Genomic DNA, 22,971 nt, shown 5'->3' on the forward strand with positions numbered 1-22,971 from the left:
CGAGTTGATGACCCGCGGCGAGTCCATCCGCGGCGTCGTGCTGTACTGACCTCCACGGCGCCGGAAGGAGGGGGGAAGGGCGCAGCGCGGGCCTTTCCCACCCGCCAACGGAACTGTTGAGCAACGGAACCGTTGTTTCCGCAGCGCAGGACGACCCGGATGAACTGCTGGCCGATCGTCCGGCCACAAGAAGAACAGGAAGGGACATCGACGGAATGCGGAAAATACCTGTGCTCGCGGCGGCCGCGATGGTGATGGGCTTGCTGGCGCCGGCATTGCCGAGCCATGCCCAGGATGCCGCGGGCAATGCGGAGGATGGACGTGCCATCTTCAATCGCCAATGCATGGCCTGCCATTCCGTGCAGCAAGGGCAGAACAAGGTCGGCCCCAGCCTGGCCGGGGTGGTGGGGCGGAAATCGGCCGCAGTGCCGAAATTCAACTATTCGCCCGCGATGAAGGAAGCGAACAAGACCTGGGATGCCGAGACGCTGGACGCGTATCTGCTGGATCCGCGGGGCTATGTTCCGGGAACGCGCATGATCTATGCCGGCCTCAAGAACCCGAAGCAGCGCGCGGATATGATCGCCTATCTGGAAACACTGAAGTAACGGCCGGGCATCGGGGCAACGAGGCGGACCTCAGAAACACCGCAGCGTTGCCTCTGCCTGGGCCTGGCGCAACGCCTCGATCGCGCGACGCACTTCGGGAGGGTCGCGGAAGATGGCGCCCCTTTCGCCCAGAACGCCCGCCTGCATGCGGAGTGCGGTTTCTGCTTCCTCATAGCCGGTATAAGGCAATTGCTCGGCAATGGCATCGATGGAGCAAGAACATTTCTCCAGCGCCATCTGCGAGTTTCCGTTCGATGCCATGCAGCCGATGACGTAATCAACCCGCGCCATGGTCGGGTAATCGGAAGCCTGGGCTGCGGCCGCGGCCGTGGCGAGGATCGACATCACCGCGGCGGCGACGAAGCTGGTGCGGTTCACGATGGTTCGCTCCCTGTGAAGGCGATGATCTCGCTGATGGCCGCGGTATTCTCGCCGGCCGGAACCTCCGTTAGCAGCTGCAGGAAGCCGCCCGGAACCGTGTCCGACAGCAGGAATTCGTAGCGCATGGCCTGGAAGCGGCGGGCCCTCGGCTCCTGCTCGTAAGGCGTCACGATGATGCGCCGCGCCGCCACGGGCGCGGCATCCGGCGAAGGCCGCACCGTTTCCTGCCGCAGTTCCGCGCGGTGCAGCATGGCCGAGCGGAAGCGGCTGCGGAACCAGTTCATCGAGCCGCCCGTGGCGGAGGCCAGTTCCCGCGCCCCGCGATCCAGCGCGAAGAGCAACAGCGGATTGCCCTTGAAGCCGAGCGCAGCGGGATACTCGATGCGGCGGGATCCGGTCAGGAAGTCCGGATAAACATCATGCTTTCCGTCCGGGCCGATCCGGCGGATCTCCAGCACGATGGCGTCGTCCACGGTGTCGTGGCCGCCCTCGCTGCGGCGGAAGCTGTAGCGCAGACGCGTGGGCTGCGTGATGGAAGCCAGATGCGGCGTCTCGAACAAAGCGATCTGGGCGGGGCTGAGGGGAGGCGCCTCGTCGGCTTCGGCTCGTGTTGCCAGAGCCGTGATGAGCAGCATGGCTGTTCGTCTGGTGAAAGGCACCATCTTGTGTTTCTCCCCGTCGGCTGGCTGGATCGAACCGTCCGCCGGCTCCATTGTGGCACTGCTTCGCCGCCTTTGCATGGCCCATGCGGCGAAGTTTTCCTGACCAGGCCTTCCAAGACGACGCCTCATCATTGCCCGTTTATCCGCGAATGGAGAACACCATGATCGAACTGGTTCTCACCGTGTGCCTGCTGTCGTCCCCGACCACCTGCCGGGAGGAATGGCCGCAGCATGCGGGCGATTCGCTCACGAGCTGCATGACCCAGGGGCAGTTCAGGGCAGCGGAATGGGCCAGCCAGCACCCGGCCTACCGCGTCGCGGAATGGCGTTGCCAGCCCCGCATCGCGCGCCAGACGCCGACCTGATCACCGTTGCAGCGTTCCCCGGGCCCAGGACAAGGCTGGTGGCCTGCGCTGCAATGTTGCGGATCGGCCGCTACGACGCCGGCGCTGCGCTTTTATGCCGCGAGCGATGATTTCTGCCCAGCTTTGTTCTTGCTGCCCGTCGTGAAAGCACCATACCATTCCCGCGGGCGAATCTTTACCTGCTTCCGCTGCGCGGTGGCCACCATGCAGCAATGCCGAAGCATTCAAGCGCCCGCAAAGAAACAACGTCCGGCAGCCGCAGTGGCTGACCGATGGCGAAAGGGATGGGCAATCATGTTCAGGAAAATCGCTGTTTCGGCAGCGGCGCTTGGACTCTGCATCAGCAGTGCGAGCGCCAACGAGGAATTGCTTCGGTTGCAGCGGGATCCCAACCAGTGGGTCATGCCGACCGGCAACTACGCCAATCATCGCTACAGCGAACTGAACCAGATCACCCGGGAGAATGTCAGCCAGCTGCGGCCGAGCTGGAGCTTCTCCACCGGCGTGCTGCGCGGGCATGAGGGTGGGCCGCTGGTGATCGGCGACCTGATGTACATTCACACGCCTTTCCCCAACAAGGTCTTCGCCCTCGACCTGAAGGAGCCGGGCCGGATCGTCTGGCGCTACGAGCCGACCCAGGACCCCAGCGTCATCGCCGTGATGTGCTGCGACACCGTGAACCGCGGCGTCGCCTATGGTGACGGCAAGATCATCCTGGCGCAGGCCGATGCCAAGGTCGTCGCGCTGGACGCCAAGACCGGCAAGGTGGCCTGGACCGTGTCGAACGGCGACGCCGGCAAGGGCGAGACCATGACCGCCGCGCCGATGGTGTTCGGCGACAAGGTGCTGGTCGGCATCAGCGGCGGCGAGTTCGGCGTGCGCGGGCACATCACCGCCTACAACCTCAAGGACGGCTCGATGGCCTGGCGGGCCTATTCGGTCGGCCCGGACAACGAGATCCTGTTCGACGGGGAGAAGACCACCAGCCTCGGCAAGCCGGTCGGCGCCAACAGCTCGCTGCAGAGCTGGGAAGGCGACCAGTGGAAGATCGGCGGCGGCGCCACCTGGGGCTGGTTCTCCTACGATCCCGAGCTGAACCTGATCTATTACGGGAGCGGCAACCCCGGCACCTGGAACCCGGTGCAGCGGCCCGGCGACAACAAATGGTCGATGACCATCTTCGCCCGCGACGCCACGACCGGCCAGGCCAAGTGGGTCTACCAGATGACGCCGCATGACGAGTGGGACTATGACGGCGTCAACGAGATGATCCTGTCGGACATCGAGGTGCGCGGCCGTCCCGTGAAGGCGCTGGTGCATTTCGACCGCAACGGCTTCGCCTACACCATGGACCGCGAGACCGGCGAGTTGCTGGTGGCGGAGAAATTCGATCCCGCGGTGAACTGGGCCACCAAGGTGGACATGGAAACCGGCCGCCCGCAGGTGGTGAGCCAGTATTCCACGCGGCAGAATGGCGAGGACACGAACACCGAGAATGTCTGCCCCGCCGCGCTCGGCACCAAGGATCAGCAGCCGGCGGCCTTCTCGCCCCGCAGCAAGGTCTTCTACGTGCCGACCAACCATGTCTGCATGGATTACGAGCCGTTCCGCGTGTCCTACACGGCGGGCCAGCCTTATGTCGGCGCCACCCTGTCGATGTATCCGCCCAAGGGCGAGCAGCACATGGGCAACTTCATCGCCTGGGATGCCAGCGCCGGCAAGATCCTGTGGAGCAAGGAAGAGCGCTTCTCGGTGTGGTCGGGCGCCCTGGCCACGGCGGGCGACATCGTCTTCTACGGCACGCTGGAAGGCCATCTGAAGGCGGTGGACACCCGGGACGGCAAGGAGCTGTTCTCCTACCGCACGCCATCCGGCATCATCGGCAACGTCAACACCTATACCCACAACGGCAAGCAATACATCGCCGTGCTGTCGGGTGTCGGCGGCTGGGCCGGCATCGGCATGGCGGCCGGTCTGCAGGGTGACTCGGAGGGCCTGGGCGCGGCGGGCGCCTACCGCTCGCTGTCCAACTACACCCAGCTCGGCGGCGTGCTGACCGTGTTCGCCCTGCCGAACTGATCGCGCTGGCCAACTGATCGCCGGGCCACGGGGCCCGAGGATTGCCGCGGGCCGGTCCCCCGACAGGGGCCGGCCCGTATGGCTCCGGAACCGGATGGAGACGTCACGCATGAGGTTTGCACCACAGCTGGTCGCGGTCATGGGCTGCGCCCTGGCGATGGGATTTGTTGCACCGCGGCCGGCCAGCGCCCAGGCCGAGGAAAAGCCCTACCAGATCGAGAACGGCAAAGTGGACCGCGGCACCTATAATGGCTACCGCCGCTACGGCAATGCCTGCGAGCGCTGCCACGGGCAGGACGGTTCCGGCAGCAGCTTCGCGCCCGACCTCACCCAGTCGCTGAAGCGCCTGTCGCATGAGCAGTTCGCGGAAACGGTGATCAACGGCCGGCAGAACGTGACCTCGTCGCAGCAGAGCGTCATGCCGCCCTTCGGCCAGGTCGAGGATGTGGTGCTGTACCTGGACGACATCTACGCCTACCTCAAGGCGCGATCGGATGGCGTGCTGGGGCACGGCCGGCCGCAGCGGATGGCGAATTGACCATGCGCTCCGCCGCTCTGGCGCTGGCCGCCCTGCTGCTGGTCCTGCCGCCGCCGCCGGCCCGGGCGCAGACGGCGGAGCTGGTGCCGCCGGACGAGCTCCGCGTCTGCGCCGATCCCGCCAACCTGCCCTTCTCCAACGAACGCGGCGAAGGCTTCGAGAACCGCATCGCGCTGATCCTGGGCGAGGCGATGGGGCTGCCGGTGCGCAGCGTGTTCTTTCCGCAGGTGCAGGGCTTCGTGCGCAACACGCTGGGGCTGCGGCGCTGCGATCTGGTGATGGGCACGGTGGCCAGCGACGAGCTGATGCAGAACACCAACCCCTATTACCACACCACCTACGTGGCCGTGTTCCGCAAGGATGCGCCGCCGCCCGCCGATCTCGGCGATCCCGCCGCGCGGAACCTGCGCTTCGGCGTGGTGGCGCGCACCCCGCCGGTGGATCTCCTGCTGCGCAACGGCCTGCTCGACCGCACCCGCTCCTACGCCCTGGCAGTGGATACCCGCGTGGAATCGCCGGCCTCGCAGATGCTGCGCGACGTGGCCTCCGGCGAGCTGGACGTGGCGCTGGTCTGGGGACCGATCGCCGGCTACCAGATCCACGTGCAGCACTTGCCGCTCGGCATGCGTGCCCTGCCCGGCGCGCCGGGCGCGGCACGGATGGATTACCGCATCACCATGGGGGTGCGCGCCAACGAGCCGCAATGGCGGCGCCGCGTCAACGCCGCCATCCGCGAGAAGCAGCCGGAGATCGATGCCGTGCTGCGGGAATACGGCGTGCCGATGCTGGACGCCGCCGGCCGGATCGCCGCCGGCGTGCCGTGAGGCACCTGCTGCCGGCGCTGGCCCTGTGGCCGCTGTTGCTGGCCCTTACGGTGGCCTCCCCTGCCGCCCCCGCTCAGACGCAGATGGTGCCGGCGCCAGAGGGCTTCCGCATGGGCGATTATCGCGCGCCCACCCCGGCCGAGCTCCCGGGCGCGGCGACGCTCGACACCCCCGGCGCGGCGGCGCTCTGGCAGCAGGGGGGCGCGGCCTGGTTCGACGTGCTGCCCGCCGCGCGCCGCCCGGAGGGCCTGCCGGAGGGCAGCCTGTGGCGCCCCACGCCGCGGCTCGGCGTGCCGGGCAGCCTGTGGCTGCCGGAAGCCGGGCGCGGCAGCCTCGACCCGGCGCTGGAAAGCTGGTTCCGCGGCGCCCTGGACCGGGCCACGGGCGGCGATCGCGGCCGGCCGGTGGTGTTCTATTGCCGGGCCGATTGCTGGATGAGCTGGAACGCCGCCCGCCGTGCCCTCGGTTGGGGCTGGCGCGACGTGCGCTGGTACCGGGACGGCACCGATGGCTGGGAAGCCGCCGGCCTGCCGACCGAGGTGCTGCAACCGGCGCCGGGTATGCCCTGACGGCGCCGCGGGGCGCCTGTCACGGGCCGTCCGGCAGCGCCGCCTGGAAGGCGCGGGCATAAGCGCCGAAGCGGGATTCCAGCCGCACCGGTGCCTCGCACATGTAGCGCATGGTGCGCTCCGCATCCTGGAAGGTCTTGGTGGCGAAAAACAGGCGCTGCTGCAATTCGGCCCGCCGCGCCGCCGCCTCACCCCGCGCCTCGGCATCGGCGGCGTCCAGCTGTTCCGACAATCGCTGCACCGTTTTGGCCAGGCCGCGCTGGCGGCGGGCGAAGCCGCGGATGGATTCGATCAGCCCGCTGCGGGCCCGGTTGGTTTCGGCCAGCGTGCCGGCCACCGCCAGCGGCACCAGCCGCCGCCGCGCCTCCGGCGACAAGGGCGCGGCGAAGCCCTCGATGGCGCGCAGCCCCTCCGGCTCGGCCACGGCGCGCGGCGCGATGCGGGTCACCAGGGCGGCCACCTCCGGCGCCTGCCGCCAGGAATCGCCCTCCGGCAGGGGCGGACCGGACCAGATGCTGCCGGCGCTCAGCACCGGCACCAGCCGCTGCACGCAGGGCCAGTCCGGGTCGCTTCCCGTGACCGCCTGCGCGCCGGTGGCACCCAGCCCCAGCAGCAATCCCAGCAGCGCGCCCCTCATCCGGCCGCCCCCGCGGGCGCGCCGCGCCGCCCGATCGCGCCCAGGGCCGGGTCATAGGCCAGCACGGCCAGCGCCCCGAACAGCAGCAGCGCCCCGCCGACCACGGCGGCGGACACCGGATCGAATCGGCCATACAGCGCGAAGCGGATCAGCTCCACCGCGTGGGTGAAGGGATTGGCCTGACAGAGATGCCACAGCACGGGGCTGGCCTCCTGCACCCGCCACAGCGGGTAAAGCGCCGAGGATGCGAAGAACATCGGAAAGATCACAAAGTTCATCACCCCGGCGAAATTCTCCAGCTGCCGGATGCGCGCCGACAGCAGCAGCCCGAGCGCGCCCAGCATCATGCCCGCCAGCAACAGCGCCGGCAGCACCAGCAGGTAGCCGAGCGGCGGCGGCCGCACCTCCCAGAACCAGGCCACCAGCAGGAACACATAGACCTGCAGCACCGCCACCAGCACAGCGGCCAGCAGCCTGCAGCCCAGCAGCCACCAGCGCGGCAGCGGGCTGGTCAGCAGCATGCGCATGCTGCCCATCTCCCGGTCATACACCATGGACAGGCTGCTCTGCATGGCCTGGAACAGCAGCACCATGCCGCACAGCCCCGGCACCACGTATTCCTCGTACATGACATAGGTCTGGTAGGGCGGGATGATCGACACGCCGAGCACGAAGCGGAAGCCCGAGGCGAAGATCAGCAGCCACACCAGCGGCCGCACCAGCGCCGACAGGAAGCGGCCGCGCTGCTGCACGAAGCGCAGCGCCTCGCGCCGCACGATGCCTTCCAGGCAACGGAAATAATGCAGCGCGGTCACGGCGGCGCCTCCCGCGCATCGCCGGCCCGTTCCTCGCTGGTCCGGTCCTCGCTGGCCCGTTCCTCATCGGTGAGGCGGGCAAAGGCGTCGCGCAGGGTGCCGCCGCCGCCCTCGGCCAGGATCTGCTCCGGCCCGCCGGCGGCGCGCACCCGGCCGGCATGCAGCACGATCAGGCGGGAGGCCGCGTCCACCTCGTCGATCAGATGCGTGGCCCACAGCACGGCGAGGCCCTCCTCCCGGCACAGCCGGCGCACATGATCGAGCAGAAAGGAGCGGCTGGCGGCATCGAGCCCCACCGTGGGCTCGTCCATCAGCAGCAGGCGCGGCCGGGTCATCAGGGCGCGCGCCATCTCCACCCGCCGCCGCTGGCCGCCCGACAGCCGGCGCACCGCCTCGCCGGCCCGCTCCAGCAGGCCGATCCGCGCCAGCTCCTCCTCGGCGCGGCGGCGCCCCTCGGCGCGGCTCATGCCGTGCAGCGCGGCGCTGTAGGCGAGGTTCTGCCGCAGGCTGAGATCGGGGTCGAGCGTCGGCTGCTGGAACACCACGCCGAGCTGCGCCAGCGCCACCCCCGGCTGCTGTCGCAGCGCGGCGCCGAAGATGCGGATGCTGCCCTGCCGCGCATCGAACAGCCGCGTCACCAGGGCGAACAGCGTGCTCTTGCCGGCGCCATTGGGGCCGAGCAGCACGGTGAACTCGCCCGGCATGACGCGCAGCGACACGTCGTGCAGCACGCGGCGCGGGCCATAGGCGTGCGACAGGGCGCTGACCTCCAGCGCCGGCAGGGACGCGGCGCTGGCAGCCGGGCTGGCGGGGGTCAGGCTGCGCGGCGCCGCCGCCGTCACCGCTTCACCACCACGCCCCAGGGCGCGCGGCCCACCGGCACCGAATGCGTGACGCGGTGCGTCGCGGTGTCGATCACCGACATGTCGTTGCTGACGCCGTTGGTGGTGAAGACACGCTTTCCATCCGGCGACAGCGCCACGTTCCACACCCGCTGCCCGACCAGCAGGTAGCGCTGCACCTCCAGGCTGCGGGTATCCACCACCGCGACGCGGTTGGAGGGGCCGAGCGCCACATAGGCCAGGGCGCCATCGGCCGAGAACACCATGCCCACGGGCTGCACCGCCTCGCGCGGGACGCCGGGGACGCTGAATTCCACCGTGCCGGTCACCGACTGCGCCTCGGCGTCGATCACGCTGACCGTGCCGCCGATCTCGGCCGAGACCCAGAAGCGCTTGCCATCCGCTTCCCACACCGCTGCGCGCGGCCGGGCGCCGACCAGGACGTTGGCGACGATCTCGCCGCTCCCGGTGTCGATCATGTGCGCCATGTTGGTGGTTTCGGAAGTGTTCACCAGGAACCGGCCATCCGGGCTCAGCCCCATGCCTTCCGGCTCGACGCCCACCGGGATCTCGGTCAGCACGGCGCGCTGCTGCACGTCCACCACGGTGACGAGGTTGTCGTCCTCGTTGGCGACGTAGAGGCGCTTGCCGTCCGGGTGCAGCGCCAGCAGCTCCGGGTCGGAGCCGCTCGGGAGGTGGTGCACCACCCGCCAGGTGGCGAGGTCGAGCACGTCGATGCGGTCGCTGTCGCCGGCGCAGACATAGAGCTGCGTGCCGTCGCGCGACAGCACGATGCCGCGCGGCCGCTCGCCCACGGGAACGGTGTGGGTGATCTTCAGCGTCGCGCCGTCGATCACCGTGATGGTGTTGTCCTTTTCGTTGGACACCAGGATGGTTTCGGCGCGCGGCGGCTGCGCGATCAGCAGCGGCAGCAGCAGCGCGGCGACGCCGTAGGCGGCGCCCGGAATCAGCGGAATTGGCATCGTGTCTCCGGCTTGTCGGTTCCGAGGGTGTCGAGCTCCGAGAATTGGTGCTGGAAGCCCGGCTGCGGCGACACCGACACCAGGCTGCGGTCGCTGGCCAGCAGCACCGGCTGGCGCAGCTGCCCGTCCCAGTCGCGGAACGAGAGGGGCACGCCCTTGAAGCCGGCCAGCTCGAACCCCGCCGCGCGCATGCGCGCCGCCACCGCTTCCGGCTCGGTGCTGCGGGCACGGGTCGCGGCTTCGCCCACCGCGCGCAGCGCCAGCCAGGCGGCATGGTCGCGCGGCAGCATCCAGCGCTGCGTGCGGGCGCGGAAGCGGCGCTGCAGCTGGGTGGCGCCCCATTGCTCATGCGGGCGCGCCCAGCTGGTCGGCACCAGCCCCTGCGTGCCGGCCACGGGGCGTGGCTCGGCGGTGCGCCAGGCGACGTCGTCGCCCCAGTCGCCATTCTCGTCCGCCACCACCACCACGTCATGCGACGGCAGCCCCTGGGTGAAGCGCGCCACCTCGGCGGCGATGCCGTAATGGCCGGTATCGGTGCGGCGCGCCCCAGGGTCGAAGGTCCAGGGCTTCTCGGCGACGATGCGCAGCTGGAACTTGCGCGCGGTGCGGCGGATCGCTTCCGCGTAGAGCTTGTCGCCCTCCGCCGGGCCGCTGATCAGCAGGATGTTGCGCCAGCGCCGCGCCGCCAGGAACTGGCCGAGCGCATCGGCCTGCATGGCCCGCGACGGCAGCAGGTGCAGCACGTCGCGCCGGCAGGATTCGTTGCGCAGCGCATCATCCGGCGCGCGCACGTTCAGCAGCGTCAGCCCGGCCGCTTCCGGCAGGTCGGCCACCTCCAGCAGCTGCGCCGCCGGCAGGTCGGCCACCACCAGCCGGATGCCGCCGGCCTGCAGCTCGCGCAGCGCCGGCGCCACGCCCTCCGGGTCGGCGACCACCCGTTCCTCCAGCAGGAAGCGCTGGCCGGTGAAGCGGCCGGTGGTGTTGTTGTCGGCGGCGCCGAGACGCGCGCCCTGGATGCCTTCATCCTCCGGCGGCGGGTCGAGATAGGTGTTGGGCATGACGCGCGGGACGGACAATCCCAGATAGCCCACCGTCAGCACCGCCTCGGCCGCGATGGCCGGTGCGGCGGCGAGCAGCGCGAGCACCAGCGCCAATGCGCGGACTGCCGGCAAGCCAGATCCTCCCCTGCATTTTTCCCCATAAACGGCGCGGTGGCGCCGCCCGGGCTTTGTCAGCAGTCTTGCGCGCATCGCTGCCCACATCAATGCTTGGTTGGTGCAGGGGACCCAAACAATGCGCCGATCCATCGTGCTGATGCTGGTTCTGCTGGCCCTGCGGGGCCAGGCCTGGTCCGCCGAGCCGCCGCGCCTCGCGGTGTTTCCGCTGGAACTCTACGACACCTCCGGCCAGCCGCCGCAGCCGGAACAGGAAGCGCGGCTCGGGCGCCTGACGGCGGAGCTGCGCGACGCGCTGGCCGCCTCCGGCCGCTACCGGGTGCTGCAGCCGGATTCGCCCTCGGGCGCGGCGCTGCGCAACTGCAATGGCTGCGAGCTGCCGGAGGCAGCGCGGCTGGAGGCGGAGCTGACCCTGACCGGGCTGGTGCAGAAGGTCAGCAACCTGATCCTGAACCTGACGCTGACGCTGCGCGAGGCACCCTCGGGCGCGGTGCGCGGCAGCTGGACCGCGGAGTTCCGCGGCAACACCGACGAGAGCTGGCAGCACGCGCTGCGCTGGCTGCTGCGCAACCGCGTGCTGGCGCCGCCGCCGCCGTGACGATCCTCAGCCGGCCGGCTGCAGCGTCCAGCGGCCGGTGAAGCGGCGTTCCTTGTTGTCCTCGGCTTCCAGCAGCAACTCTCCGCCCGGCTCCCCGGCCAAGTGGAAGCCGAAGGTCGGATTCTCGGCGATGGAGATGTCGCCCTCCACTTCCAGCACCGGCTGGCCGCGATAGGAGATGCGGAACTGCCGCACGAACTCGGCCGGGATGGAGAGCCGTGTCACCTGGTCGATCTGCAATCCGGAGGTGTTGGGATGGCTCAGCGCCACCTCCGCCGGCACGGGGCGGTCCGCGGCGGGGGCGCCTTCCGGCAGCACCAGCCGGGCCCGGCCCATGCGCTCGCGCGCCGCGCGCAGGTCGCTGCTCATCGGCGCCGAGCAGCCGCCCGCCGCCTTGATGAAGCGCCGCGTCATCAGCAGGCGGCCATCGGCGGCCTCGGCCACGGCGTGCAGGAAAGTGTAGGCATCGACGCGGATGCGGGTGCTGACATGGCGCAGCGGCACCGCCGCGCCGGGCCGGAACACGGCGGCCAGTGGCGAAGGATTCTCGTCGATGATCAGGCTGAGGCTGCGCAGCCCGGCGGCGAGCTCCGGCGCCAGGGCAATGGACACCGGCACGGCGGCGGCGTCCAGCGCGCGCGGCGGCGCGGTGATCGCCAGGGCGTCGCCCGCATCCTCCATCGGGCGGTCGCCGAACACCAGGCCGCGCAGGTCGGCCCATCGTTCGGCGCGGCGCGGCTCCTCCTGCGCGAGGGCCGGCAGGGCCGGCGCCAGGGCGGCGGCGGCGCCGAGCGCCAGCAAGGGACGGCGGGACAGGCGGGGCATCGGCGTCACTCCCATTCCAGTTGGCGATAGGCGGCGGATACGTTGCGGCCATGGTGCAGCTCCCGCAGCCTCCAGCGGGCCGCCTGCGTCACGGCGACGCGGCCCGGGGCCTCGGCCAGGCCGGTGCCAGCACGGATGGCACGCCGGGTGTCGTCGCGCAGCGCCGCGAGGTAGTCGCGCTCCGGCTCCGCCGCTCCGGGCCAGGGCACGACCGGGGGGCCGTGGCCGGGCACGGCCTGCCGCGCCGCATCGCTGCGCAGGCCCTCCAGCACGCGCAGCCAGCCGCCCAGGTCGCCGTCCAGCGTCGGGATGTGGTCGACGAACAACAGGTCGGCCAGCCACAGCGTGCCGGTGGCGTGGTCCAGCAATGTCAGGTCGTTGTCGGTGTGCGCCGGCGGGTGCGCCCGCAACAGCAACACGCGGCCGCCGAGGTCCAGCTCGGCCGTGTTCTGCACCAGCCGCGTCGGCGCCAGGGGCGCGCTTCCCTCCGCCGCCGGGCCGATCTGGTCGCGCAGCGCCGCGGCGTAGAAGGCGCCGCGCTGCGCCAGCGCCTCGGGCAGCCGGGCATGGCCGATCACCTCGGGGCGGAGGTCGGCGAAGGCCGCCGCGCCCATCACGTGGTCGGGGTGCATGTGGGTCAGCACCAGGTGGCGGACCGGCGGCAGGTTGCGCGCTTCGATTGCCCGGCGCAGGTGGCGGCCATGCGGCAGGCTGCCGCCCGGGTCGATCACCGCGGTGGCGTCGCGGCCGGCGATGAAGCCGGTGTTGGCGATGGCGTTCAGATTGGCGGGGGAGGCTTCCTCGATGCGGCCCGGCAGGACCCAGAGGCCGGGCGCCACCTCGACGCAGCCATCCGCCTCCTCCGCGTCCGGGGCGCGGGCGCCGGGCGCCAGGGCCGCGCCAACGAGGCCGAGCAGAACCCCGCGCCGGTGCGGCAGCGCGCGAAGCAGGCCGCCGGAGCCGCCGGCGGCGGTGCACAGCATCGGGCGGTCCATGCCGTTTCCTTCCCGCCGGGATCGTTGGCCCGGCAGGATGAAGCTTGGGCCGACCCCGGCGGAAGTCAATCAGGCGGATTGCAGGGCGGCGCTGCGCGCATCCTCGCGGATCAGCGCGGCGGCGCGCTCGGCCAGCATGATCACCGCCGGCTGGATGTTGCCCGATGGCACCAGCGGAAAGGCCGAGGCATCGGCCACCCGCAGCCCGTCGAGGCCGCGCAGCCGCAGCCGCGGGTCCAGCACCGCCGCGTCGTCGCTGCCCATGCGGCAGGTGCCGCAGGGATGGTAGACGGTGGTGGCGGCGGCGCGGAGATAGCCCAGCAGCGCCGCGTCATCCTCCACCTCGCGCAGCGGCGCGGTTTCCAGCTCCACCAGGTCGGCGAAGGGTGCGGTGCGGCCGATGCGCCGCCCGAGCCGCGCCGCCTCCAGCATCACCCGCTGATCCCCCGGCGCATTGAGGTAGTTGGCGTGGATCACCGGCTTGTCGGCCGGATCGGGGCCGCGCAGCCGGATCTCGCCGCGGCTGTCCGGGCGGCACTGGCCGAAATTCAGCATCATTCCCGGCTCCGGCGTCAGCACGTAGCCGACCGAGGCCAGGGCGAAGTTGATGAACTGGAACTGAACCTCCGCCTCCTCGGCGCCCGGGGTGACGCGGGCGAACAGCGTCGCCTCGGTGGCGCCGACTGCCAGCGGCCCGGCGCGGTGCCAGGCATAGCCGCAGACGGCACGCGCCAGGGCCCAGCGGCTGGCCATCATCTCGTTTACCGTGCCGGCGGCGCGGGTGCGAAAGCTCAGGCGGGCGATCAGGTGGTCCTGCAGGTTGCGCCCGACGCCGGGCAGGGCATGCGCCACCGGCACCCCGGCGGCCTGCAGATCGCCGCCATCGCCGATGCCCGACAGCATCAGCAGCTTCGGCGTGGCGATGGCGCCGGCGCACAGCACCACCTCGGCGCCGGCGTGGAATTCCTCGTCCGCGCCGCGGCCCTCCCGGCGCGCGACCACGCCCACGGCCCGGCCGTCGCGCAGCAGCAGGCGCCGCACCTCCACCCCGGTGAGCACCCGCAGGTTCGGCCGCCGCCGCGCCGGATGCAGATAGGCGCGCGCCGTGCTGTAGCGGCGCCCGCCGCGCACATTCATCTGGATCGGCATCACGCCGTCGATGGGGCCGTCATTCATGTCCCGGTTGCGCGGATATCCCAGCGCCTCGCAGGCGGCGATAAAGGCGGCGGCGCCGGGCGACAGGCGGCGCACGGGGGAAACGGGCAGGGGGCCGCCCCGCCCGCGCGTTTCGCCGGCCTCGCCGGACCAATCCTCCAGGCGCCGGAAAAAGGGCAGCACCTCCTCGTAGGACCAGCCGCGTGCCCCGGCCTGCGCCCAGCGGTCATAGTCGCGCGGCGAGCCGCGCAGGAACACCAGCCCGTTGACCGAGCCGGAGCCGCCCAGCACCCGCCCGCGCGGCCAGCGGATGCTGCGGCCATCGAGGTTGGGCTCGGCCTCGGTGGCGAAACCCCAGTCGTAGCGGCCGCTGGCGAAGAGCCGCGCATAGCCGGCCGGCACGTGGATCCAGATGTCCCGGTCGCCCGGCCCGGCCTCCAGCAGCAGCACCCGGTTGCGCGGGTCTTCCGACAGCCGTGCCGCCACCACGCAGCCGGCGCTGCCGCCGCCAACCACGATGTAATCCGCCGTCTCGTTCACGCTGCTTCGCCTCAGGTCATCATCATGCCGCCGGCGACATCCACCACCTGCCCGGTGACGAAGGATGCCTCGTCGGAGGCGAGGTAGAGGGCGAGGTCCGCCACTTCCTCCGGGCGGCCCAGGCGGCGCAGCGGCGTCGCCTGCACCTGGCCGCGGTTCACCTCCTCCGACACGGTGCGGATCAGCGGCGTGTCGATGCGGCCCGGCGCGATGGCGTTGACGCGGATGCCATGGGGGCCGAGCTCGCCCGCCAGGTGCTTGGTCAGCCCGATCAGCGCCGCCTTGGTGGCCGCGTAATGCGCGCCCACCACGGTCGAATAGGTGCGCCCCGCCACGGAGGACATGTTGACGATGTTGCCGCGCCCCGCCGCGCGCATGGCGGGCGTCAGCAGGCGGATGGCGTTGAAGCAGCCATTGAGGTTGACGGCGACGACGCGGTTCCATTCCTCCGGCGCCATCTCCCACGCCTCATGCGCGCGGCCGTCATGCTTGGGCGAGATGCCGGCATTGTTGACCAGCGTGTCGAAGGCATGGCCCAGTGCCGCCTGCAGCGCGCCCACCGCCGCCGAGAGCGAGGCGTAGTCCGCCACGTCGGCGGCGGCGGCGCTGGCGCTGCCGCCATTCTGCCGGATCGCCGTGGCCACGGCCTCGGCGCGGCCGGGCACCGCGTCCAGCACCCCCACCGCCGCGCCGCGGCGGCCGAAGGCGGCGGCGATGGCGGCGCCGATGCCCTGGCCGGCGCCGGTGACCAGCACGGTGCGGCCGGCATGGCTGGGGCGGGTCGCGAGATCCTGCATCGGCACGGCTCCCTCAGATTCCAAGATAGGCGCGGCGCACATGGTCGTCGCGCAACAGGGCGGCGCCGCTGTCGCTCATGGCGATGGCGCCATTCTCCAGCACATAGCCGCGATCGGCGATGGACAGGGTGCGGAACACGTTCTGCTCCACCAGCAGCACGGTGACGCCGGTGCGCACGATCTGCTCCACCACGTCAAAGACCTGGCTGACGATGATCGGCGCCAGGCCCAGCGAAGGCTCGTCGAACATCAGCAGCTTCGGCCGCGCCATCATGCCGCGGGCGATGGCGACCATCTGCTGTTCGCCGCCCGACAGGGACCCGGCATGCTGTTCCAGCTTTTCCCGGACGCGCGGAAACAGGTCCAGCACCTCGTCCAGGGTCTGCGCCATGCGGGCGCGGGCGTGCGGGGTGTAGGCCCCCATGCGGAGGTTGTCGCGCACGCTCATGAAGGGAAACAGCTGCCGCCCCTCGGGGATCAGGGTGATGCCGCGCGCCACCACCTCATGCGGCGACAGCCGGCCGATCTCCTCGCCCTCGAAGGTGATGCGCCCGGCGGTCGGGCGCACCAGCCCGACGATCGTGCGCAGCGTGGTGGTCTTGCCCGCGCCATTGGCGCCGACCACGGTGACGACCTCGCCGGCGCGCACCTCGACGTTGATGCCGTGCAGGATGGTGGTGCGGCCATAGCCGGCCTGGACATCATGCAGGGTGAGCATGGGCGAAGTCCTTCCCCAGATAGGCCTCGATCACGGTGGGGTCGCGCACCACCTCCTGCGGCTGGCCCTCGGCGATGACCCGGCCGGAATTCAGCACGATCACCCGGTCGGACAGCGCCATGATGGCCTGCATCACGTGCTCGATGGCGACGACGCTGACGCCCTCGTCGCGAATCTGCTCGATCAGGCGGATGGCGCGGCGCACGTCGGTCTGGTTGAGGCCGGCCATCACCTCGTCCAGCAGCAGGATGCGCGGCTCCATCGCCATCACGCGGGCGATCTCCAGCCGCTTCAGCCCGCCGATGGTCAGCGAGCGCGCCTCCACCTCGCGCTGCGGCCACAGCCCCATGCGCGCGGCGGTTTCCAGCGCCTTTTCCCGCGCCTCGGCGCGGCCGGGATGGCGGTGGAAGGCGCCGATCATGATGTTCTCCAGCACCGTCATGGCGGCGAAGGGCTGCACGATCTGGAAGGTGCGGCCAACCCCGGCATGGGCGAAGCCGTGCGGCGTGGTGGGCGTGACCAGCCCACCCTCCGCCAGCCGCACCCGCACCACGCCGCTCTGCGGCGCGAGGAAGCCCGAAAGCTGGTTGAACAGCGTGGTCTTGCCGGCGCCGTTGGGGCCGATGATGCCCAGCACCTCCCCCCGGCGCAGCGACAGGCTGACATCGGTGGTGACGGCGAGGCCGCCGAAGCGGTGGTTCAGGTGCTCGGCCACCAGGATCGGCTCGCCGAGCGGCGGGCGCGCCGGCTTTGCCTCGGCGGGCACGGTGGCGGCGGGGGCGCTGGCCTCGACGTCGGAGGTGTCCGTGGCGGTTCTGCGGCGGAACAGCCCGGCCAGCCCGTCGGGCAGGAACAACACGATCAGCACCAGCACGCTGCCGTAGACGAAGCCGTGCAGGCCGAGCGCCGAAGCGCCCAGCCAGCCGCGCGCCAGCTCCGTCAGCGGCACCACCAGCAGCGTGCCGAACAGCGGGCCCAGCACCGTGCCGATGCCGCCGATCAGCGCGAACATCGCGATCTGCACCGAGAAGGCGAGGGAGAACATCGCTTCCGGCTCGATAAAGGTCAGGTACATGCCGTGGAAGGTGCCGACCGTCGAGGTCAGCGCCGCCGACACCGCCACGGCGGCGAGGCGGACGCGCAGCGTGTTGACGCCGGCCGCCGCCGCCGCCGGCTCGCGCTCCCGCGTGGCCACCAGGTAGTAGCCGAAGCGGGAATGGCGGATATAGGCCGCGACGGCGAGGGTGAGGCCGAGCAGCCCGAAGGCGATCAGCAGCGACGGCCAGCGCTCGAAGAAGATCATCCACTGCCAGCCGGTCTGCAGCGGCACCATCAGCCCGACCGCGCCGCCGGTGAAGCCGGTGAAGTGCAGCGCCAGCAGGCGGATCACCTGCAGGAAGGCGATGGTGGCCAGGGCGAAGAACGGCCCGCGCAGCCGGAAGCAGGGCAGGCCGATGCCGACCCCCACCAGCGCCGACACCGCCGCCCCCGCCACCATGCCGATCCAGGGCGAGATGCCGAGCGGCACCAGCAGCGCCGCGGTGTAGGCGCCGATGCCGTAGAAGATGGCGTGGCCGAGCGAAAGCTGCCCGGCGAAGCCGCCAACGATGTTCCACGCGGTGGCCAGCGCGCCATACAGGCAGATGGTGATGAAGACGTGGAACACGAAATCATCGCCCACCAGCAGCGGCACCAGCAGGATCAGCGCCAGCAGCGCGATCACGGCGATGACGCCGGCGTCGATCCGGCGCGGGGCGGCCCGGGCCGTGGCCGGGATGGTCACGTCGCTCATGCGCCCCTCCTTATTCCGAGCCACGGCCGAGGCCGAACAGGCCGGTCGGGCGCAGCAGCAGGATGCCGATGAACAGCCCGAAGATCACCACTTCCTTCAGGTCCGGCGCGATGTAGAAGCCGCTCAGGCTGTCCACCAGGCCGATGATCAGCGCGCCGATGAAGGCGCCGTGCAGGCTGCCCATGCCGCCCAGCACCACCACCACGAAGGCGGTCAGCACGAAATAGGTGCCCACGGTGGGGGAGGCGGGGTAGATCGGCGCCACCAGCACCGCCGCCAACCCGACGCAGGCGGCGCCGATGCCGAAGGTCACCATGTAGATGCGCTTCACGTCGACGCCCATCAGCTGCGCCGCCGCGCGGTGCTGCGCGGTGGCGCGGATGGCGCGGCCGAGATAGCTGCGCTCCATGAACAGGTGCAGCGCCGCCACCACGGCGATGCCGCAGACAAACATCACCAGCTGACCGACCAGGATGCGGTACGGGCCGATGGCGATGGAATCGCGCACGCCGCTGGATGGCGTGGCGTAGAGGTCGGCGCCGAACACCAGCAGCGCCAGGTTGATCAGCGCCGTGGACAGTCCGACCGTGGCGAAGATCTGCACATGCGCGTCCCGCGCTTCCAGCAGCGGCTGCAGGATGAAGCGCTGGATCAGCAGCCCGACCACGAACAGCACCAGCACCACCGCCGGCGCCAGCACGTAGGGATGGACGCCGAGCTGGGTGGTGCCGATCCAGGTCAGGTACATGCCCACCATCAGCAGTTCGCCATGGGCGAAGTTGACCAGGCGGATGATGCCGAAGATCAGCGTCAGCCCGACGCTGATGATGGCGAACAGCCCGCCCAGCATCAGCCCGTTGAGGACCAGTTGCACAAAGGTGTCCATGGCGCGCGGGCTCCCTGGCTGGCGGGCTCAGCGTTGCAGGCGGATCTCGGACACGGCGGCCTCCGGCGGGAACACGGTGACCAGCTTGCCGTCCTGCCATTGCAGGCCCATCATCTTGGCGCGCTCATTCTGCCCGTCGGCGCCGAACTTCACGCCCCAGCCCTCGGCCGTGCCGCCATCGGGGATGTCCACCGCGGCCACCGCGGCGCGGATGTCATCGGCGGCGGTGGATTTGGCGCTGGCCACGGCGTCGAGGAAGACCTTGGCGCCGACATAATTGCCGAGGCTGTGGCCGGAGCGCGGCTCCATGTTGTACTTCGCGCGATAGGCCTCGACGAATTTGTCGATGCCCGGCGCCGCCTGGGGGTTGGTGGCGATCTGCGTGAAGTCGACGTTCAGCACGCCTTCCATCACCTCCTGTCCCACCGCCTGCATGGTTTCGCGCAGGGAATAGCCGCCGCCGCCGCCGATGATGGCGCGCGGCTTGAAGCCGGCCTCCTTCGCCTGGCGGAAGAACAGCACCGTGTCGTTCTGGTAGGAGGTCTGCAGCACCACGTCCGCCTTGGCCGCCTGCAGCCTGAGGATCAGCGAGGACATGTCCACCACGTTGGCCGGGTAGGGCATGGTTTCCACGATCTTCAGGCCGCGCTCCTTGGCATAGGTGGCCTGGTAGCGGCCGACGGTGGTGCCGTAGAGGCTGTCCTCGTGGATGATCGCGACGTTGAGGCTGCCGGGCTCCACGGACAGCCCCTTGGCCACGGCGTTCACCACCAGGTCGATGGAGCGCTCGGCCATGTTGCGTGCGGTGGGGTTGGTGCGGAACAGGTAGCGGAACTTGCGCTCGGTGATGGCGTCCGACACCGCGCCCATCTCGAAATACGGGATGCGCGCCAGCTCGGCCACCTGGCTTGCCACCTGCGCGCGGGCGGAGGAATAGGTGCCGAAGATCGCCTTGACGCCGCCCACCGAGATCAGCCGCCGCGCCTCGGCCACCGCCTGGTTGTTGTCCACGGCGTCGCCGCGCAGCAGCACGATCTTCTCGCCCTTGATGCCGCCGGCGGCGTTGCGTTCCTCGACCGCCAGCTCCAGGCCGCGCCAGCTCTCGTCGCCCAGCACCGCCAGCTCGCCGCTGAAGGGGTACAGCGCGCCGAAGCGCACCTCCGCCCGTGCCGGCTGCGCCGCCGCGACGCCCGCGCCGAGCAGGAGGCCGAGCGCCAGCCTGCGTGTCCAGCGCCCCCTGGTCCGATATCCTGTGTTCATTGTTCTGTTCTCCCTGTTCGCCGTGCCGGATGCGCGGTTCAGCCGTCGCCTGGCCGCAGCAGGATCTTCACCGCAGTCTTGGACCGCGCGAGTTCAAAAGCCTGCGGCCCGTCGCGCAGCGCCAGGCGGTGCGTGACCATGGCCGAGAGCGCCGCGCCATGCGCCGGATCGGCCAGCAGGCGCAGCACGCGCGGCCAGGCCTGGCGCGTGGTGTCGTGCGTGGCGCGCAGCTGGTGCTTGTTGCGCACCATGGTGGTCACCGGCAGGTCGAGATGCTGGGAATGGATGCCGGCGATCACCAGGATGCCGCTGGAGCGCAGCACCGACAGCCCGTCCATGATGGAGGCAACGGCGCCGGTGGCCTCGATCACCCGGTCCGCCTTGTCGCCGAAGCGCCGCTGCACCGCGTCGGCCAGCGCCGTCTCGCTCAGATCCACCACCGCCTCGATGCCCATGCGGCGGGCGCAGTCGAGGCGCGGCGCGTCGCGATGACCGGCCAGCATCACGCGGGCGCCGCGATGCTGCGCCATCCAGGCGATGCCGAGGCCGATCGGCCCCGGCCCCAGCACCAGCACGGCGTCGCCCGGGCCGATCTCGGCGGTTTCCACCGCGCGGTCAGCGATGGAGAGCGGCTCGGCCAGCGCCGCCAGCTCCGGGTCCAGCCCCTCCGGCAGGCGGAAGCAGGCCGAGGCGGGGGCGATGACCACCGGCGCAAAGCCGCCATCGCAGTGCAGCCCGAGAATGCGCCGCCCCTGGCAGTCCTGGCGGCGGTCCTCGCGGCAGGCGCGGCATTCGCCGCAGCCGATGGTGGGCCAGGCGGTGACCCTGTCGCCGGGCGTGAAGCTGTCCACCTCCGGCCCCACGGCGATCACCTCCCCGGCGAATTCATGGCCCAGCGTCATCGGCATGTGCGGCGCCATGAACTCGTAGCCCGGCGTCCATTCCCAGGCATGCAGGTCGCTGCCGCAGATGCCGGCGGCGGCGACGCGGATCAGCACCTCGCCGCGGCCGGGCGCCGGCGGCTCCGGCACGTCCTGCAATTCCAGCCCCGGCGCCGCCCGGGTCTTGCGCAGGGCCAGCATCAGAAGGGCGAGGGATAGGTGTTGTCGTAGAAGGTCACCGGCGGCCGCGCATCCGGGTCGGTGATCACGTCCACCACCGTTGGTCCCTCCTGCGTCCAGGCGTCCCGCAGCGCGGCGGCGAGGTCGGCGGCGCGCTCCACCCGCAGGCCGTGGCAGCCGCAGGCGCGGGCAATGGCGGCGTGGTCCACGGCGGCGAAGTCGCAGGCATCGGTGTGGGCGCCGAACAACACGTCCTCGGCGTGCTTCTGGTAGCCGAGGATCCCGTTGTTCAGCACGATCACCGGGATGTCGAGCTTCAGGCGCCGCGCGGTTTCCAGCTCCGCCCAGCTATGGGCGAAGCCGCCATCGCCGGCCAGGCACACCACCTTCCGCCCCGGCGCCGCCATCTTGGCGCCGATCGCCAGCGGCAGGCCCCAGCCGAGGCCCGCAAGCCCGCGCGGCGTCAGGAAGCGCATGCCCGGCCGCCGCGCCGTCAGGTAGTTGGCGACCCAGATGGAGGAATAGCTGGCATCGGCGGCGACGATGGTATCCGCGTCGATGATCTCCTCCAGCGCCTGCATCACCCGCTCGGGGCGGATCGGTTCGCGGTCGGCGGTGCGGATGCGCTGCGTGAAGCGCCGCCAATCCTCGACACCCTCGCGGATGCGGGCTTCCACGCCCGCGCGGGCTTCGGCGCGGGCGGACAGGTCTTCGGCCAGCATCACCTCGCGCAGCGCCTCCAGGGTCAGCTTCGCGTCGCCCGCCAAGCGCAGCGCCTCGTAGTTGCGGCCGATCTCGGTGCTGTCGACGTCGATCTGGATGAAGCGCGCGCCGCGCGGGTACAGCTTCCAGCTGTCCGTGCCGTTCTGGTTGGCGCGGTTGCCGACCAGCAGCACCACATCGGCCTGCTCCACCAGGGGCCGCAATGCCCGCCCGCGCGCGCCATCGCCCATGAAGTAGCCGACAACGCCGAGCGACAGCGGATGCGTCTCGGCGACGCTGCCCTTGCCCATGGCGGTGGTGGCGACGGGAAGATGTGCATCCTCCTGCAAGGCCGCCAGCGTCTCGGCGGCGCCGGAGGCATGCACGCCGCCGCCGGCGATCACCAGCGGCGCCCGGGCCCCGGCCAGCAGCCGCGCCGCCTCGCGCACCGCTGCCGGGTCGGCCACGCTGCGGTCCAGCGGATAACGGCCGAGGTCGGCCCGGCGGCCCTCGGCGGTGCGGGCCGTTTCGGTCAGCAGGTCGGCCGGCACGATCAGCGCCACCGGGCCGGGGCGGCCGCCATTGGCCTGGGCGAAGGCCAAGTCCACCATCTCCTCGACGCGGGACGCATGGTCGATGCGGCGGGCCCATTTGGTGCAGCCATCAAACAGCCGCAGGTGGTCCAGTTCCTGGAAGGCGTTCTTCTCGGTGGTGTCGCGCGCCACGTCCTGCACCAGCGCGACGATCGGGATGGAGGCCTTCAGCGCCTCGGCCAGGGGCGGCACCAGCAGCGTCGCGGCCGGGCCGTTCTGCGCCGCCACCACCCCGGTGCGGCCGCTGATGCGGGCATAGCCGTCGGCCATGGTGCCGCCGGCATTCTCGGCGCGATAGGTGGCCTGGCGGATGCCGGCCTGCGGCGCGGCCAGGAAGAAGCTGGACGGAATGCTCTGCCCGAAAACGATCTCGACACCATGGCGGCGAAAGGCGGTGGCCAGGCGCATGGCGACGGATTCGTTCACGCCGGGCCGGCTGGCCGGCATGGCGGTGTCCATGGCGATTTCCTTCCCTCTATGCCGACGCGCTTGGGCGCGTCATTTGTTATAACAGTGAGATGGCGACGCAGAGCCTGTCAATGTCCAATGCTGCCCATGCGGAACAACCCGG

Annotated in this window: 24 protein-coding genes; 7 read left to right on the plus strand and 17 right to left on the minus strand. The window is 70.9% G+C overall.

Going from position 1 to position 22,971, the window contains the following annotated elements; genetic code table 11:
- Positions 1-215: 215 nt before the first annotated feature.
- The gene (locus tag D2K64_RS10655; RefSeq protein WP_120008346.1) at positions 216-608 is read left to right on the plus strand and encodes a c-type cytochrome; all 393 of its coding nucleotides are present in this window, start codon (positions 216-218) and stop codon (positions 606-608) included.
- A gap of 30 nt (positions 609-638) precedes the next feature.
- Here D2K64_RS10655 and D2K64_RS10660 read toward each other — a convergent pair whose 3' ends face one another.
- Both D2K64_RS10660 and D2K64_RS10665 read right to left on the minus strand, forming a co-directional pair.
- Positions 639-986 (minus strand): hypothetical protein, encoded by a 348-nt coding sequence (locus D2K64_RS10660; RefSeq protein ID WP_238384128.1) that lies wholly within the window; start codon positions 984-986, stop codon positions 639-641.
- Positions 983-1,624: a hypothetical protein gene (locus D2K64_RS10665; protein ID WP_157985805.1), complete on the minus strand. Its 642-nt coding sequence runs from the start codon at positions 1,622-1,624 to the stop codon at positions 983-985. Before D2K64_RS10665 ends, D2K64_RS10660 begins: the two co-directional genes overlap by 4 nt.
- A gap of 188 nt (positions 1,625-1,812) precedes the next feature.
- On the opposite strand from D2K64_RS10665, the gene D2K64_RS10670 reads away from it, so the two are divergent.
- From D2K64_RS10670 to D2K64_RS10690, 5 genes are all read left to right on the plus strand, one after another.
- On the plus strand, positions 1,813-2,016 hold the full coding sequence (locus D2K64_RS10670; RefSeq protein ID WP_202910622.1) for a hypothetical protein: 204 nt from the start codon (positions 1,813-1,815) through the stop codon (positions 2,014-2,016).
- 294 nt (positions 2,017-2,310) lie between these two features.
- The gene (locus D2K64_RS10675; protein WP_120008349.1) at positions 2,311-4,095 is read left to right on the plus strand and encodes a methanol/ethanol family PQQ-dependent dehydrogenase; all 1,785 of its coding nucleotides are present in this window, start codon (positions 2,311-2,313) and stop codon (positions 4,093-4,095) included.
- A gap of 109 nt (positions 4,096-4,204) precedes the next feature.
- The gene (locus D2K64_RS10680; RefSeq protein ID WP_157985806.1) at positions 4,205-4,633 is read left to right on the plus strand and encodes a c-type cytochrome; all 429 of its coding nucleotides are present in this window, start codon (positions 4,205-4,207) and stop codon (positions 4,631-4,633) included.
- Between the two features lie 2 nt (positions 4,634-4,635).
- Positions 4,636-5,457, plus strand: coding sequence for a quinoprotein dehydrogenase-associated putative ABC transporter substrate-binding protein (locus D2K64_RS25490; RefSeq protein WP_120008351.1), 822 nt, complete (start codon positions 4,636-4,638; stop codon positions 5,455-5,457).
- A complete protein-coding gene (locus D2K64_RS10690; protein WP_238384129.1) occupies positions 5,454-6,026 on the plus strand; it encodes a PQQ-dependent catabolism-associated CXXCW motif protein in 573 nt (190 codons plus the stop codon). The genes D2K64_RS25490 and D2K64_RS10690 overlap by 4 nt, the downstream gene beginning before the upstream one ends.
- A 19-nt stretch (positions 6,027-6,045) precedes the next feature.
- Here D2K64_RS10690 and D2K64_RS10695 read toward each other — a convergent pair whose 3' ends face one another.
- The 5 genes from D2K64_RS10695 to D2K64_RS10715 are packed head-to-tail and all read right to left on the minus strand — an operon-like array spanning position 6,046 to position 10,475.
- On the minus strand, positions 6,046-6,663 hold the full coding sequence (locus D2K64_RS10695) for a hypothetical protein (RefSeq protein WP_157985807.1): 618 nt from the start codon (positions 6,661-6,663) through the stop codon (positions 6,046-6,048).
- Positions 6,660-7,478: an ABC transporter permease gene (locus tag D2K64_RS10700; protein WP_120008354.1), complete on the minus strand. Its 819-nt coding sequence runs from the start codon at positions 7,476-7,478 to the stop codon at positions 6,660-6,662. The genes D2K64_RS10695 and D2K64_RS10700 overlap by 4 nt, the downstream gene beginning before the upstream one ends.
- Positions 7,475-8,320, minus strand: a complete 846-nt coding sequence (locus D2K64_RS10705) for an ABC transporter ATP-binding protein (protein WP_202910623.1) — start codon at positions 8,318-8,320, stop codon at positions 7,475-7,477. Before D2K64_RS10705 ends, D2K64_RS10700 begins: the two co-directional genes overlap by 4 nt.
- Positions 8,317-9,303: a PQQ-dependent catabolism-associated beta-propeller protein gene (locus tag D2K64_RS10710; RefSeq protein ID WP_120008355.1), complete on the minus strand. Its 987-nt coding sequence runs from the start codon at positions 9,301-9,303 to the stop codon at positions 8,317-8,319. The genes D2K64_RS10705 and D2K64_RS10710 overlap by 4 nt, the downstream gene beginning before the upstream one ends.
- Positions 9,288-10,475 carry an ABC transporter substrate-binding protein gene (locus D2K64_RS10715; protein WP_238384130.1) on the minus strand — a complete coding sequence of 396 codons (1,188 nt, stop codon included), beginning with the start codon at positions 10,473-10,475 and terminating at the stop codon, positions 9,288-9,290. Before D2K64_RS10715 ends, D2K64_RS10710 begins: the two co-directional genes overlap by 16 nt.
- Positions 10,476-10,596: 121 nt before the next feature.
- Between D2K64_RS10715 and D2K64_RS10720 the strand changes: the two genes are divergently transcribed.
- Positions 10,597-11,076 carry a DUF3280 domain-containing protein gene (locus D2K64_RS10720; RefSeq protein ID WP_202910624.1) on the plus strand — a complete coding sequence of 160 codons (480 nt, stop codon included), beginning with the start codon at positions 10,597-10,599 and terminating at the stop codon, positions 11,074-11,076.
- Positions 11,077-11,082: 6 nt separating this feature from the next.
- Here the strand turns inward: D2K64_RS10720 and D2K64_RS10725 are convergent, their stop codons facing one another.
- The 10 genes from D2K64_RS10725 to D2K64_RS10770 form a co-directional block, all read right to left on the minus strand.
- Positions 11,083-11,901, minus strand: a complete 819-nt coding sequence (locus D2K64_RS10725) for a quinoprotein dehydrogenase-associated SoxYZ-like carrier (RefSeq protein ID WP_157985808.1) — start codon at positions 11,899-11,901, stop codon at positions 11,083-11,085.
- A 5-nt stretch (positions 11,902-11,906) separates the two neighbouring features.
- On the minus strand, positions 11,907-12,896 hold the full coding sequence (locus D2K64_RS10730) for a quinoprotein relay system zinc metallohydrolase 2 (RefSeq protein ID WP_120008358.1): 990 nt from the start codon (positions 12,894-12,896) through the stop codon (positions 11,907-11,909).
- A 69-nt stretch (positions 12,897-12,965) separates the two neighbouring features.
- Positions 12,966-14,591 (minus strand): GMC family oxidoreductase, encoded by a 1,626-nt coding sequence (locus tag D2K64_RS10735; RefSeq protein ID WP_120008359.1) that lies wholly within the window; start codon positions 14,589-14,591, stop codon positions 12,966-12,968.
- 11 nt (positions 14,592-14,602) lie between these two features.
- Complete coding sequence (fabG, locus tag D2K64_RS10740) at positions 14,603-15,388, minus strand: 3-oxoacyl-ACP reductase FabG (protein WP_120008360.1); 786 nt, start codon at positions 15,386-15,388, stop codon at positions 14,603-14,605.
- Between the two features lie 13 nt (positions 15,389-15,401).
- A complete protein-coding gene (locus D2K64_RS10745; RefSeq protein ID WP_120008361.1) occupies positions 15,402-16,106 on the minus strand; it encodes an ABC transporter ATP-binding protein in 705 nt (234 codons plus the stop codon).
- Positions 16,090-17,898: a branched-chain amino acid ABC transporter ATP-binding protein/permease gene (locus tag D2K64_RS10750; protein WP_120008362.1), complete on the minus strand. Its 1,809-nt coding sequence runs from the start codon at positions 17,896-17,898 to the stop codon at positions 16,090-16,092. Before D2K64_RS10750 ends, D2K64_RS10745 begins: the two co-directional genes overlap by 17 nt.
- Before the next feature lie 10 nt (positions 17,899-17,908).
- Positions 17,909-18,784 carry a branched-chain amino acid ABC transporter permease gene (locus tag D2K64_RS10755; RefSeq protein WP_120008363.1) on the minus strand — a complete coding sequence of 292 codons (876 nt, stop codon included), beginning with the start codon at positions 18,782-18,784 and terminating at the stop codon, positions 17,909-17,911.
- 27 nt (positions 18,785-18,811) lie between these two features.
- Positions 18,812-20,044, minus strand: a complete 1,233-nt coding sequence (locus D2K64_RS10760) for an ABC transporter substrate-binding protein (RefSeq protein WP_120008364.1) — start codon at positions 20,042-20,044, stop codon at positions 18,812-18,814.
- 38 nt (positions 20,045-20,082) lie between these two features.
- Positions 20,083-21,126, minus strand: a complete 1,044-nt coding sequence (locus D2K64_RS10765) for a zinc-dependent alcohol dehydrogenase (protein WP_120008365.1) — start codon at positions 21,124-21,126, stop codon at positions 20,083-20,085.
- Positions 21,126-22,859, minus strand: a complete 1,734-nt coding sequence (locus D2K64_RS10770; RefSeq protein ID WP_120008366.1) for an acetolactate synthase catalytic subunit — start codon at positions 22,857-22,859, stop codon at positions 21,126-21,128. The genes D2K64_RS10765 and D2K64_RS10770 overlap by 1 nt, the downstream gene beginning before the upstream one ends.
- Positions 22,860-22,971: the final 112 nt, after the last annotated feature.

The organism is Teichococcus vastitatis (assembly GCF_003604215.1).
Taxonomy (GTDB): domain Bacteria; phylum Pseudomonadota; class Alphaproteobacteria; order Acetobacterales; family Acetobacteraceae; genus Pseudoroseomonas; species Pseudoroseomonas vastitatis.